General features: G+C 50.9%; 12 protein-coding genes and 1 pseudogene. 11 read left to right on the forward strand and 2 right to left on the reverse strand.

The window, feature by feature from the left end; all coding sequences use genetic code 11:
• Positions 1-2: 2 nt before the first annotated feature.
• The gene (gene tauA, locus HBM92_RS18455; RefSeq protein WP_001018401.1) at positions 3-965 is read right to left on the reverse strand and encodes a taurine ABC transporter substrate-binding protein; all 963 of its coding nucleotides are present in this window, start codon (positions 963-965) and stop codon (positions 3-5) included.
• Positions 966-1572: 607 nt separating this feature from the next.
• On the opposite strand from tauA, the gene HBM92_RS18460 reads away from it, so the two are divergent.
• The 7 genes from HBM92_RS18460 (at position 1573) to fghA (ending at position 7315) form a co-directional block, all read left to right on the forward strand.
• Positions 1573-2244, forward strand: coding sequence for a PIG-L deacetylase family protein (locus HBM92_RS18460; RefSeq protein WP_000362014.1), 672 nt, complete (start codon positions 1573-1575; stop codon positions 2242-2244).
• A gap of 9 nt (positions 2245-2253) precedes the next feature.
• Positions 2254-3450, forward strand: a complete 1197-nt coding sequence (locus HBM92_RS18465) for a glycosyltransferase (RefSeq protein WP_000860428.1) — start codon at positions 2254-2256, stop codon at positions 3448-3450.
• Positions 3451-3484: 34 nt separating this feature from the next.
• Complete coding sequence (locus HBM92_RS18470) at positions 3485-4009, forward strand: acetyltransferase (RefSeq protein ID WP_000582568.1); 525 nt, start codon at positions 3485-3487, stop codon at positions 4007-4009.
• 1 nt (position 4010) lies between these two features.
• A complete protein-coding gene (locus HBM92_RS18475) occupies positions 4011-4784 on the forward strand; it encodes a YaiO family outer membrane beta-barrel protein (RefSeq protein WP_000596103.1) in 774 nt (257 codons plus the stop codon).
• Between the two features lie 185 nt (positions 4785-4969).
• On the forward strand, positions 4970-5245 hold the full coding sequence (gene frmR, locus HBM92_RS18480; RefSeq protein WP_001141271.1) for a formaldehyde-responsive transcriptional repressor FrmR: 276 nt from the start codon (positions 4970-4972) through the stop codon (positions 5243-5245).
• 34 nt (positions 5246-5279) lie between these two features.
• Complete coding sequence (gene frmA / locus HBM92_RS18485) at positions 5280-6389, forward strand: S-(hydroxymethyl)glutathione dehydrogenase (RefSeq protein ID WP_000842109.1); 1110 nt, start codon at positions 5280-5282, stop codon at positions 6387-6389.
• A gap of 92 nt (positions 6390-6481) precedes the next feature.
• On the forward strand, positions 6482-7315 hold the full coding sequence (gene fghA, locus HBM92_RS18490) for an S-formylglutathione hydrolase (RefSeq protein ID WP_000419067.1): 834 nt from the start codon (positions 6482-6484) through the stop codon (positions 7313-7315).
• A 227-nt stretch (positions 7316-7542) separates the two neighbouring features.
• Here fghA and HBM92_RS18495 read toward each other — a convergent pair whose 3' ends face one another.
• A complete protein-coding gene (locus HBM92_RS18495; RefSeq protein ID WP_001304849.1) occupies positions 7543-8082 on the reverse strand; it encodes a DUF2058 domain-containing protein in 540 nt (179 codons plus the stop codon).
• Between the two features lie 66 nt (positions 8083-8148).
• Between HBM92_RS18495 and HBM92_RS18500 the strand changes: the two are divergent.
• The 4 genes and pseudogenes from HBM92_RS18500 to lacY all read left to right on the forward strand — a co-directional run.
• Positions 8149-8247: pseudogene (locus tag HBM92_RS18500) on the forward strand (GlxA family transcriptional regulator); the annotation flags it as partial.
• Between the two features lie 36 nt (positions 8248-8283).
• Positions 8284-9366, forward strand: a complete 1083-nt coding sequence (gene lacI / locus HBM92_RS18505) for a DNA-binding transcriptional repressor LacI (RefSeq protein ID WP_000805862.1) — start codon at positions 8284-8286, stop codon at positions 9364-9366.
• 122 nt (positions 9367-9488) lie between these two features.
• The gene (lacZ, locus tag HBM92_RS18510; RefSeq protein WP_000177874.1) at positions 9489-12563 is read left to right on the forward strand and encodes a beta-galactosidase; all 3075 of its coding nucleotides are present in this window, start codon (positions 9489-9491) and stop codon (positions 12561-12563) included.
• Between the two features lie 51 nt (positions 12564-12614).
• On the forward strand, positions 12615-13868 hold the full coding sequence (gene lacY, locus HBM92_RS18515; RefSeq protein WP_000291549.1) for a lactose permease: 1254 nt from the start codon (positions 12615-12617) through the stop codon (positions 13866-13868).
• Positions 13869-13927: the final 59 nt, after the last annotated feature.

Here is a 13927-nt window from a genome sequence, read left to right on the forward strand (position 1 = left end):
TTTTATTGCACGAAGCGCGAGGTAACGTACTGGCTGTAATCATTCGCTACAGCCGGGACTTTGCCCTGCTCTTTCAAAAACTGCGCGGTGTCGATGATCGCTTTGTTCACCGGTCCGGTCAGTTCTGCCGTTTGCTGCTGCGGCGTCAGATAGGTATTCCCCTTCACCAGCCCCGGAATGTCACCTTCCGGCACGCCGCTTAACCGCGCCAGTTTGCTGATGTTTTCCGGCTGTTTCAGCCACGCGTCTGGGTTAGCAATGTACGGTTGCTGAGCATCGATGGCGCTTTTAGCGAACGCTTTCACGACCTCAGGATGTTTCTCGGCAAAATCTTTCCGCACGACCCAGACGTCCAGTGTCGGCGCGCCCCACTGCCCGACCTGTTCAGAATCGGTCAGCACCTTGCCATCTTTTTCCAGGGCGTTAACCGCCGGTGCCCAGACATAAGCACCATCAATATCTCCCCGCTGCCATGCGGCGATAATCGCGGGCGGCTGCAGGTTCACAATCTCAACTTGCCCAGGTTTAATACCCCAGTGTTTCAGCGCCGCCAGCAGGCTGTAGTGGGTGGTGGAGATAAACGGTACGGCGATGCGTTTACCAATCAAGTCTTCCGGTTTACTGATAGTTTTCTTTACCACCAGCGCTTCGGAGTTACCCAGTTTTGACGCCAGCAAGAAGACTTCAATCGGCACCTGTTGGCTGGTTGCAACCGCTAACGGGCTGGAACCGAGGTTGCCGATTTGCACGTCGCCCGAAGCCAGCGCCCGCACGATGCTGGCTCCACTGTCAAACTTACGCCAGTCCACGGTTGCTCCGCTTTCTTTAGCAAAGGTGTTGTCGGCCTGAGCCACTTTCGCCGGTTCGGCGGAGGTTTGATACGCCACGGTGACGTTCACCGCTTGCGCCTGAAAAGCGATGAATGCCAGTGCGGCAAGAAATGTGTTACGCGATGAAATTGCCATGATTGTCTGCTCCCCCGTCTTGTTATGGGAGCAGTATTCAGGAATAAAAACATTCATTAAAAGAATTAGTCGTTATCGTACAGATGATTTTATTCTTAGCAAAAAAGCGGCAAAGGAAAGATTAAATATGCAATTACGCCCACTCTGATAACTCAGTAAATTACTGCACTTCATTTTATTAATGCATAAACAAGCAGGTTCTAATGTCTGTTATTTTATTAACAGCAACACATATAATGAAACCATTATATTCACATTGCATATATAAATGTATCATTCTCAATCAACCACATAATGTATTCACATAATGTATATAATCAATATTTGTGCATAGAACATATTTTTAATATGCAATTAATTGACAAACTAAATCACATTTAAATACAATATATAAAACAAAATAACCATACAAACCAAACACACAAACACTTAACATATGAACTACATAAAAGATTACACACTCTTATCCCCGTACCTGACAGCCCCTTGTTTTTCAGCTATCAGCTATTTTTAACACTTAAAAATTAGCATCTGTCTGCGTCAGAGGTTACGTCTCTGGGGGCGTCGTTGTGCTTGTAGTATAATAAATAAAATGGAGTGTCATAAAGTGGATAAGGTTTTAGATTCAGCGATCCTTTCTTCGGCAAATAAAAGAAAGGGTATCCTTGCCATTGGCGCGCATCCTGACGATATAGAATTAGGCTGTGGCGCATCGCTAGCTCGCCTTGCGCAAAAAGGAATTTATATTGCTACCGTGGTGATGACTACCGGTAATTCTGGCGTAGATGGAATAATCGATCGCCACGAAGAATCACGCAACGCTCTAAAGATATTAGGGTGCCACCAAACTATTCATCTTAATTTTGCTGACACCCGCGCTCATTTACAGCTCAATGATATGATTTCTGCCCTGGAAAACATCATAAAAAATCAAATTCCCTCTGATGTTGAAATTATACGTGTATATACCATGCATGATGCTGACCGCCATCAGGATCATCTTGCAGTCTATCAAGCCTCAATGGTTGCCTGTCGCGCTATTCCGCAAATTCTCGGCTATGAAACACCAAGTACCTGGCTTTCATTTATGCCTCAGGTTTTTGAATCCGTGAAAGAAGAATATTTTTCTCTTAAACTGACTGCGTTAAAAAAACATAAAAGTCAGAGCCAGCGAGATTATATGCGCCCGGAGCGTCTGCGTGCAGTTGCTCAATTTCGCGGGCAACAGGTCAATAGCGATCTGGGTGAAGGTTTTGTTATTCATAAAATGATTCTTTGAGCAAATTGCATGAAAACCTGGATCTTTATATGTATGGCCGTAGCAATATTGCTATGGTTTCTGAGTACGTTAAGGCGTAAGCCCAGCCAAAAGAAAGGCTGTATTGACGCCATTATACCTGCTTATAACGAAGGCCCGTGTCTGGCGCAGTCACTGGATAATCTGCTGCGTAACCCTTATTTTTGCCGGGTAATTTGCGTTAACGACGGCTCCACGGACAATACCGAAGCGGTCATGGCGGAAGTCAAACGCAAATGGGGCGACCGCTTTGTTGCCGTCACGCAAAAAAATACCGGTAAAGGTGGTGCGCTGATGAATGGCCTCAATTACGCCACCTGCGATCAGGTTTTTTTAAGTGATGCCGACACCTATGTTCCGCCCGATCAAGACGGAATGGGCTATATGCTGGCGGAAATTGAGCGTGGCGCTGATGCCGTAGGCGGCATTCCCTCTACTGCGTTGAAAGGCGCGGGTCTGTTACCACACATCCGCGCGACCGTAAAGTTGCCGATGATTGTTATGAAGCGCACGCTACAGCAGCTTCTGGGCGGCGCACCGTTTATCATCAGCGGTGCCTGCGGGATGTTCCGTACTGATGTATTGCGTAAGTTCGGTTTCTCGGATCGTACTAAAGTCGAAGACCTTGATCTCACCTGGACATTGGTGGCAAACGGCTATCGTATTCGGCAGGCGAATCGCTGCATCGTATACCCACAGGAATGCAACAGCCCGCGTGAGGAATGGCGTCGCTGGCGGCGTTGGATTGTGGGCTACGCGGTCTGTATGCGCCTGCATAAAAGACTTTTATTTAGCCGCTTCGGTATCTTCAGTATATTTCCTATGCTGTTGGTTGTGCTTTATGGCGTTGGGATTTATCTCACTACCTGGTTTAATGAATTCATCACCACCGGGCCACATGGTGTGGTGTTGGCAATGTTCCCGCTTATCTGGGTCGGCGTAGTTTGTGTTATTGGTGCATTTAGCGCCTGGTTTCATCGTTGCTGGTTGTTGGTGCCTTTAGCACCGCTTTCCGTTGTGTATGTATTATTAGCTTATGCCATCTGGATTATTTATGGACTTATTGCCTTTTTTACTGGACGCGAACCTCAGCGCGACAAACCCACCCGCTATTCCGCACTGGTGGAAGCGTCAACCGCTTATTCCCACCCTTCTGTCACAGGAACTGAAAAACTTTCTGAAGCTTAATGTTAAAGAGAAAAATATTCAGATTGCAGACCAGGTGATTATTGATGAAAGTGCCGGTGAGGTTGTTATCGGCGCGAATACCCGTATTTGCCACGGTGCCGTTATTCAGGGTCCGGTAGTGATTGGCGCAAACTGCCTGATAGGTAATTATGCGTTTATTCGTCCTGGCACAATAATCAGCAATGGCGTAAAAATTGGTTTTGCCACCGAAATTAAAAATGCGGTTATTGAAGCGGAAGCAACGATTGGTCCGCAATGCTTTATTGCCGACTCGGTAGTTGCAAACCAGGCATATTTGGGCGCACAAGTACGAACCAGTAATCATCGTCTGGATGAACAGCCCGTGTCTGTTCGAACTCCAGATGGAATTATCGCTACCGGATGCGATAAATTAGGTTGTTATATCGGGCAGCGTTCACGCCTTGGCGTACAAGTTATTATTTTGCCTGGGCGAATTATTTCCCCGAACACGCAACTTGGCCCGCGCGTGATTGTAGAACGTAATTTACCTACCGGAACTTATTCACTCCGACAAGAACTTATCCGTACAGGAGATTAAAATGATAAAACGGACGTTATTAGCGGCGGCAATTTTTAGCGCATTACCCGTTTATGCCGGGTTAACTTCCATTACCGCGGGCTACGATTTTACCGATTATTCTGGCGATCATGGCAACCGTAATTTAGCGTATGCTGAACTGGTGGCGAAAGTTGAAAACGCAACGCTGCTTTTTAATCTTTCCCAGGGGCGTCGTGATTATGAAACTGAACATTTCAATGCCACTCGCGGCCAGGGTGCAGTCTGGTACAAATGGAATAACTGGCTGACAACCCGAACGAGTATTGCCTTTGCGGATAATACGCCGGTCTTTGCCTGCCAGGATTTTCGTCAGGATATTAGCCTGGCCCTGTTGCCAAAAACGCTTTTCACGACCGGTTATCGCTACACTAAATATTACGATGATGTCGAAGTCGATGCCTGGCAAGGCGGCATATCACTCTATACTGGCCCGGTGATCACCAGCTATCGCTATACCCACTATGACTCCAGCGATGCAGGTGGTAGTTACAGCAATATGATTTCCGTGCGTCTGAATGACCCGCGCGGCACTGGTTACACGCAACTATGGCTAAGCCGCGGAACAGGTGCTTACACCTACGACTGGACGCCAGAAACACGCTACGGCAGCATGAAGAGCATCAGTTTGCAACGTATTCAACCGCTGACTGAGCAACTTAATCTCGGGTTGACGGCAGGTAAAGTGTGGTACGACACCCCAACCGATGATTATAACGGTCTGCAACTTGCAGCCCATCTGACCTGGAAATTCTGATTCCTTCTGCCGCCCGCTATCCGGGGCGGCCTTCCCTGCAGATTAGCCCCCCCCTTTCCTCTTTGTTTTCCGACTACATTCACCGGATAAATTTTATTCTCCAGTGTTATATACTATAGGGGGGTATGCATTGACATATAGCATACCCCCCTATAGTATATTGCATGCAGATGATGAGGTGCGAAATGCCCAGTACTCCGGAAGAGAAGAAAAAGGTCCTTACTCGAGTTCGTCGTATTCGGGGGCAGATTGATGCTCTGGAACGGTCGCTGGAGGGTGATGCCGAATGCCGTGCCATACTCCAACAGATCGCTGCCGTTCGGGGCGCGGCTAACGGGCTGATGGCAGAAGTGCTTGAAAGCCATATCCGGGAAACGTTTGACCGAAATGACTGCTACAGCCGCGAAGTCAGCCAATCCGTTGACGACACTATTGAACTGGTTCGTGCCTATCTTAAATAGCTGAATCTATTACCATATTGAGGAAGAGCGAGAGATGAAATCACGTGCTGCCGTTGCATTTGCTCCCGGTAAACCGCTGGAAATCGTTGAAATTGACGTTGCACCACCGAAAAAAGGTGAAGTGCTGATTAAAGTCACCCATACCGGTGTTTGCCATACCGACGCATTTACCCTCTCCGGCGATGACCCGGAAGGTGTCTTCCCGGTGGTTCTCGGTCACGAAGGGGCCGGGGTTGTAGTTGAAGTCGGTGAAGGGGTAACCAGCGTCAAACCTGGCGACCATGTGATCCCGCTTTACACCGCAGAGTGCGGCGAGTGTGAGTTCTGTCGTTCTGGCAAAACTAACCTGTGTGTCGCGGTTCGCGAAACGCAGGGCAAAGGCTTGATGCCAGACGGCACCACCCGTTTTTCTTACAACGGGCAGCCGCTTTATCACTACATGGGATGCTCAACATTCAGTGAATACACCGTGGTAGCGGAAGTGTCTCTGGCCAAAATTAATCCAGAAGCGAACCATGAACACGTCTGCCTGCTGGGCTGTGGCGTGACCACCGGTATTGGCGCGGTACACAACACAGCTAAAGTCCAGCCAGGTGATTCTGTTGCCGTGTTTGGTCTTGGCGCGATTGGTCTGGCAGTGGTTCAGGGCGCGCGTCAGGCGAAAGCGGGACGGATTATCGCTATCGATACCAACCCGAAGAAATTCGAACTGGCGCGTCGCTTCGGTGCCACCGACTGCATTAACCCGAATGACTACGACAAACCGATTAAAGATGTCCTGCTGGATATCAACAAATGGGGTATCGACCATACCTTTGAATGCATCGGTAACGTCAACGTGATGCGTGCGGCGCTGGAAAGTGCGCACCGCGGCTGGGGTCAATCGGTGATCATCGGTGTCGCAGGATCTGGTCAGGAAATCTCCACCCGTCCATTCCAGTTGGTCACCGGTCGCGTATGGAAAGGTTCCGCGTTTGGCGGCGTGAAAGGTCGTTCCCAGTTACCGGGTATGGTTGAAGATGCGATGAAAGGTGATATCGATCTGGAACCGTTTGTCACGCATACCATGAGCCTGGATGAAATTAATGACGCCTTCGACCTGATGCATGAAGGTAAATCCATTCGAACCGTAATTCGTTACTGATTTCCCGCTGGTTTACCCCGTCCAGTTCAGATGGGGTTCTTAATACTCTCCCCGGGCAGCCGTCCGGGGGATTAACCGTGAGATAATGACTGATGGAACTCATTGAAAAACATGCCAGCTTTGGCGGCTGGCAAAATGTGTATCGGCATTATTCCCAATCACTGAAATGTGAAATGAATGTCGGCGTCTATCTCCCACCAAAAGCCGAGAATGAAAAATTGCCGGTGTTGTACTGGCTTTCAGGCCTGACCTGCAACGAGCAGAATTTCATTACTAAATCGGGGATGCAGCGTTACGCGGCTGAGCACAACATTATTGTTGTTGCGCCGGACACCAGTCCGCGAGGCAGTCATGTCGCAGATGCTGACCGTTACGATCTCGGGCAAGGTGCCGGGTTTTACCTGAACGCGACGCAAGCGCCGTGGAATGAACATTACAAAATGTATGACTATATCCGCAACGAGCTGCCGAATTTAGTGATGCATCATTTTCCAGCAACGGCCAGAAAGTCTATCTCAGGTCATTCTATGGGCGGGCTGGGCGCGCTGGTGCTGGCGTTACGTAACCCAGATGAATATGCCAGCGTCTCGGCGTTTTCGCCCATTGTCTCCCCATCGCAAGTACCGTGGGGACAGCAAGCCTTTGCCGCATATCTTGGTGAAAATAAAGATGCCTGGTTGGATTACGACCCGGTGAGTCTTATTTCACAAGGTCAACGCGTTGCGGAAATCATGGTTGATCAGGGGTTGAGTGATGATTTTTACGCAGAACAACTGCGGACTTCAAATCTTGAAAAGATCTGCCAGGAGATGAATATCAAGACGTTAATCCGTTATCACGAGGGTTATGATCACAGCTATTATTTTGTCTCCAGTTTTATTGGCGAGCATATTGCGTACCACGCCAATAAACTGAATATGCGTTGAGCATCCGCGCACGCATGCCGGATGCGGCGTAAACGCCTTATCCGGCCTACATTTCACCCGTAAGCCGTAGGCCTGATAAGACGCGAAAAGCGTCGCATCAGGCATCTGCGCACGGCTGCCGGATGCGGCGTGAACGCCTTATCCGGCCTACACTTCGCCCATAAACCGTAGGCATGATAAGACTCGCAAAGCGTCGCATCAGGCATCTGCACACGATTTATCTATGTTTACCACATCAAATCATCAGGCACTTTGAAGTCGGCATACGGATCGTCTTCATCCTGCTCTTCGGCGCTGAGCGCGCTGTGCAACACAATACTGCTGGCATCACGCTGAGCAATTTTATCGGCAACGCTGGCGGGAATAATGGCGTATTCACCTTCGCTATTGTTATCGACCAACAAGCGAGCAATCGCCAGACGACCATTAATCAACTGCGTTTGCGTGAGCTTATCAACAAAAATCTTCTTAATCAGATTGCCGTCAGTGAAGTTAAAACCAATATCGCCATTGGCAATGATAATTCGGTTCATTTCAATGAGCTGCTTCACCTGGGCTTTATATTCTTTCGCCAACGCCGCTTGTTTTTGCTGCTCGCTAAGCTGTTTATCACGCTCAAGCTGTGCCTTTTTATTTTCTTCTACCGCCGCCCGAGCTTCACGCGCCTGAACACGCGATTTTTTCGCTGTTCTCTCGACCTTCGCCGCTTTTTTGCTGGTGACTAGTCCCGCTTTGAGCAACTGCTCTTGTAAGGTAAGTTTTGCCATCTTTGTTTCCAAACCCACTGAATAATTTTTAGCGAGTATACCTGTAAACGCCGTAGGTGTATTGGCGTGGGTTTTCTCTCACCTGTGACCTGGCGTCAGCATTTTAAATCTCACTTCGGCGTCAGCCCCGCCGAATGGCGCAAAACCTTTCGCGGTATGGCATGATAGCGCCCGGAAGAGAGTCAATTCAGGGTGGTGAATGTGAAACCAGTAACGCTATACGATGTCGCAGAGTATGCCGGTGTCTCTTATCAGACCGTTTCCCGCGTGGTGAACCAGGCCTGCCACGTTTCTGCGAAAACGCGGGAAAAAGTGGAAGCGGCGATGGCGGAGCTGAATTACATTCCCAACCGCGTGGCACAACAACTGGCGGGCAAACAGTCGTTGCTGATTGGCGTTGCCACCTCCAGTCTGGCCCTGCACGCGCCGTCGCAAATTGTCGCGGCGATTAAATCTCGCGCCGATCAATTGGGTGCCAGCGTGGTGGTGTCGATGGTTGAACGAAGCGGCGTCGAAGCCTGTAAAGCGGCGGTGCACAATCTTCTCGCGCAACGCGTCAGTGGACTGATCATTAACTATCCGCTGGATGACCAGGATGCCATTGCTGTGGAAGCTGCCTGCGCTAATGTTCCGGCGTTATTTCTTGATGTCTCTGACCAGACTCCCATCAACAGTATTATTTTCTCCCATGAAGACGGTACGCGACTGGGCGTGGAGCACCTGGTCGCATTGGGTCACCAGCAAATCGCGCTGTTAGCAGGCCCATTAAGTTCTGTCTCGGCGCGTCTGCGTCTGGCGGGCTGGCATAAATATCTCACACGCAATCAAATTCAGCCGATAACAGAACGGGAAGGCGACTGGAGTGCCATGTCCGGTTTTCAACAAACCATGCAAATGCTAAATGAGGGCATCGTTCCCACTGCGATGCTGGTTGCCAACGATCAGATGGCACTGGGCGCAATGCGCGCCATTACCGAGTCCGGGCTGCGCGTTGGTGCGGATATCTCGGTAGTGGGATACGACGATACCGAAGACAGCTCGTGTTATATCCCGCCGTTAACCACCATCAAACAGGATTTTCGCCTGCTGGGGCAAACCAGCGTGGACCGCTTGCTGCAACTCTCTCAGGGCCAGGCGGTGAAGGGCAATCAGCTGTTGCCCGTCTCACTGGTGAAAAGAAAAACCACCCTTCCGCCCAATACGCAAACCGCCTCTCCCCGCGCGTTGGCCGATTCATTAATGCAGCTGGCACGACAAGTTTCCCGACTGGAAAGCGGGCAGTGAGCGCAACACAATTAATGTGAGTCAGCTCACTCATTAGGCACCCCAGTCTTTACACTCTATGTGTCCGGCTCGTATGTTGTGTGAAATTGTGAGCGGATAACAATTTCACACAGGATACAGCTATGACTATGATTACGGATTCTCTGGCCGTCGTATTACAACGTCGTGACTGGGAAAACCCTGGCGTTACCCAACTTAATCGCCTTGCGGCACATCCCCCTTTCGCCAGCTGGCGTAATAGCGAAGAGGCCCGCACCGATCGCCCTTCCCAACAGTTGCGCAGCCTGAATGGCGAATGGCGCTTTGCCTGGTTTCCGGCACCAGAAGCGGTGCCGGAAAGCTGGCTGGAGTGCGATCTTCCTGACGCCGATACTGTCGTCGTCCCCTCAAACTGGCAGATGCACGGTTACGATGCGCCTATCTACACCAACGTGACCTATCCCATTACGGTCAATCCGCCGTTTGTTCCCGCGGAGAATCCGACAGGTTGTTACTCGCTCACATTTAATATTGATGAAAGCTGGCTACAGGAAGGCCAGACGCGAATTATTTTTGATGGCGTTAACTCGGCGTTTCATCTGTGGTGCAACGGGCGCTGGGTCGGTTACGGCCAGGACAGCCGTTTGCCGTCTGAATTTGACCTGAGCGCATTTTTACGCGCCGGAGAAAACCGCCTCGCGGTGATGGTGCTGCGCTGGAGTGACGGCAGTTATCTGGAAGATCAGGATATGTGGCGGATGAGCGGCATTTTCCGTGACGTCTCGTTGCTGCATAAACCGACCACGCAAATCAGCGATTTCCAAGTTACCACTCTCTTTAATGATGATTTCAGCCGCGCGGTACTGGAGGCAGAAGTTCAGATGTACGGCGAGCTGCGCGATGAACTGCGGGTGACGGTTTCTTTGTGGCAGGGTGAAACGCAGGTCGCCAGCGGCACCGCGCCTTTCGGCGGTGAAATTATCGATGAGCGTGGCGGTTATGCCGATCGCGTCACACTACGCCTGAACGTTGAAAATCCGGAACTGTGGAGCGCCGAAATCCCGAATCTCTATCGTGCAGTGGTTGAACTGCACACCGCCGACGGCACGCTGATTGAAGCAGAAGCCTGCGACGTCGGTTTCCGCGAGGTGCGGATTGAAAATGGTCTGCTGCTGCTGAACGGCAAGCCGTTGCTGATTCGCGGCGTTAACCGTCACGAGCATCATCCTCTGCATGGTCAGGTCATGGATGAGCAGACGATGGTGCAGGATATCCTGCTGATGAAGCAGAACAACTTTAACGCCGTGCGCTGTTCGCATTATCCGAACCATCCGCTGTGGTACACGCTGTGCGACCGCTACGGCCTGTATGTGGTGGATGAAGCCAATATTGAAACCCACGGCATGGTGCCAATGAATCGTCTGACCGATGATCCGCGCTGGCTACCCGCGATGAGCGAACGCGTAACGCGGATGGTGCAGCGCGATCGTAATCACCCGAGTGTGATCATCTGGTCGCTGGGGAATGAATCAGGCCACGGCGCTAATCACGACGCGCTGTATCGCTGGATCAAATCTGTCGATCCTTCCCGCCCGGTACAGTATGAAGGCGGCGGAGCCGACACCACGGCCACCGATATTATTTGCCCGATGTACGCGCGCGTGGATGAAGACCAGCCCTTCCCGGCGGTGCCGAAATGGTCCATCAAAAAATGGCTTTCGCTGCCTGGAGAAATGCGCCCGCTGATCCTTTGCGAATATGCCCACGCGATGGGTAACAGTCTTGGCGGCTTCGCTAAATACTGGCAGGCGTTTCGTCAGTACCCCCGTTTACAGGGCGGCTTCGTCTGGGACTGGGTGGATCAGTCGCTGATTAAATATGATGAAAACGGCAACCCGTGGTCGGCTTACGGCGGTGATTTTGGCGATACGCCGAACGATCGCCAGTTCTGTATGAACGGTCTGGTCTTTGCCGACCGCACGCCGCATCCGGCGCTGACGGAAGCAAAACACCAACAGCAGTATTTCCAGTTCCGTTTATCCGGGCGAACCATCGAAGTGACCAGCGAATACCTGTTCCGTCATAGCGATAACGAGTTCCTGCACTGGATGGTGGCACTGGATGGCAAGCCGCTGGCAAGCGGTGAAGTGCCTCTGGATGTTGGCCCGCAAGGTAAGCAGTTGATTGAACTGCCTGAACTGCCGCAGCCGGAGAGCGCCGGACAACTCTGGCTAACGGTACGCGTAGTGCAACCAAACGCGACCGCATGGTCAGAAGCCGGACACATCAGCGCCTGGCAGCAATGGCGTCTGGCGGAAAACCTCAGCGTGACACTCCCCTCCGCGTCCCACGCCATCCCTCAACTGACCACCAGCGGAACGGATTTTTGCATCGAGCTGGGTAATAAGCGTTGGCAATTTAACCGCCAGTCAGGCTTTCTTTCACAGATGTGGATTGGCGATGAAAAACAACTGCTGACCCCGCTGCGCGATCAGTTCACCCGTGCGCCGCTGGATAACGACATTGGCGTAAGTGAAGCGACCCGCATTGACCCTAACGCCTGGGTCGAACGCTGGAAGGCGGCGGGCCATTACCAGGCCGAAGCGGCGTTGTTGCAGTGCACGGCAGATACACTTGCCGACGCGGTGCTGATTACAACCGCCCACGCGTGGCAGCATCAGGGGAAAACCTTATTTATCAGCCGGAAAACCTACCGGATTGATGGGCACGGTGAGATGGTCATCAATGTGGATGTTGCGGTGGCAAGCGATACACCGCATCCGGCGCGGATTGGCCTGACCTGCCAGCTGGCGCAGGTCTCAGAGCGGGTAAACTGGCTCGGCCTGGGGCCGCAAGAAAACTATCCCGACCGCCTTACTGCAGCCTGTTTTGACCGCTGGGATCTGCCATTGTCAGACATGTATACCCCGTACGTCTTCCCGAGCGAAAACGGTCTGCGCTGCGGGACGCGCGAATTGAATTATGGCCCACACCAGTGGCGCGGCGACTTCCAGTTCAACATCAGCCGCTACAGCCAACAACAACTGATGGAAACCAGCCATCGCCATCTGCTGCACGCGGAAGAAGGCACATGGCTGAATATCGACGGTTTCCATATGGGGATTGGTGGCGACGACTCCTGGAGCCCGTCAGTATCGGCGGAATTCCAGCTGAGCGCCGGTCGCTACCATTACCAGTTGGTCTGGTGTCAAAAATAATAATAACCGGGCAGGCTATGTCTGCCCGTATTTCGCGTAAGGAAATCCATTATGTACTATTTAAAAAACACAAACTTTTGGATGTTCGGTTTATTCTTTTTCTTTTACTTTTTTATCATGGGGGCCTACTTCCCGTTTTTCCCGATTTGGCTACATGACATCAACCATATCAGCAAAAGTGATACGGGTATTATTTTTGCCGCTATTTCTCTGTTCTCGCTATTATTCCAACCGCTGTTTGGTCTGCTTTCTGACAAACTCGGGCTGCGCAAATACCTGCTGTGGATTATTACCGGCATGTTAGTGATGTTTGCGCCGTTCTTTATTTTTATCTTCGGACCACTGTTACAATACAACATTTTAGTAGGATCGATTGTTGGTGGTATTTATCTTGGCTTTTGTTTTAACGCCGGTGCGCCAGCAGTAGAGGCATTTATCGAGAAAGTCAGCCGTCGCAGTAATTTCGAATTTGGTCGCGCGCGGATGTTTGGCTGTGTTGGCTGGGCGCTGTGTGCCTCGATTGTCGGCATCATGTTCACCATCAATAATCAGTTTGTTTTCTGGCTGGGTTCTGGCTGTGCACTCATCCTCGCCGTTTTACTCTTTTTCGCCAAAACGGATGCGCCCTCTTCAGCCACGGTTGCCAATGCGGTAGGTGCCAACCATTCGGCATTTAGCCTTAAGCTGGCGCTGGAACTGTTCAGACAGCCAAAACTGTGGTTTTTGTCACTGTATGTTATTGGCGTTTCCTGCACCTACGATGTTTTTGACCAACAGTTTGCTAATTTCTTTACTTCGTTCTTTGCTACCGGTGAACAGGGTACGCGGGTATTTGGCTACGTCACGACAATGGGCGAATTACTTAACGCCTCGATTATGTTCTTTGCGCCACTGATCATTAATCGCATCGGTGGGAAAAATGCCCTGCTGCTGGCTGGCACTATTATGTCTGTACGTATTATTGGCTCATCGTTCGCCACCTCAGCGCTGGAAGTAGTTATTCTGAAAACGCTGCATATGTTTGAAGTACCGTTCCTGCTGGTGGGCTGCTTTAAATATATTACCAGCCAGTTTGAAGTGCGTTTTTCAGCGACGATTTATCTGGTCTGTTTCTGCTTCTTTAAGCAACTGGCGATGATTTTTATGTCTGTACTGGCGGGCAATATGTATGAAAGCATCGGTTTCCAGGGCGCTTATCTGGTGCTGGGTCTGGTGGCGCTGGGCTTCACCTTAATTTCCGTGTTCACGCTTAGCGGCCCCGGCCCGCTTTCTCTACTGCGTCGTCAGGTGAATGAAGTCGCTTAAGCAATCAATGTCGGATGCGGCGCGAGCGCCTTATCCGACCAACATATCAGGGCGGAATG

Source organism: Escherichia sp. E.sYA108 (genome assembly GCF_011754335.1).
Taxonomy (GTDB): domain Bacteria; phylum Pseudomonadota; class Gammaproteobacteria; order Enterobacterales; family Enterobacteriaceae; genus Escherichia; species Escherichia coli.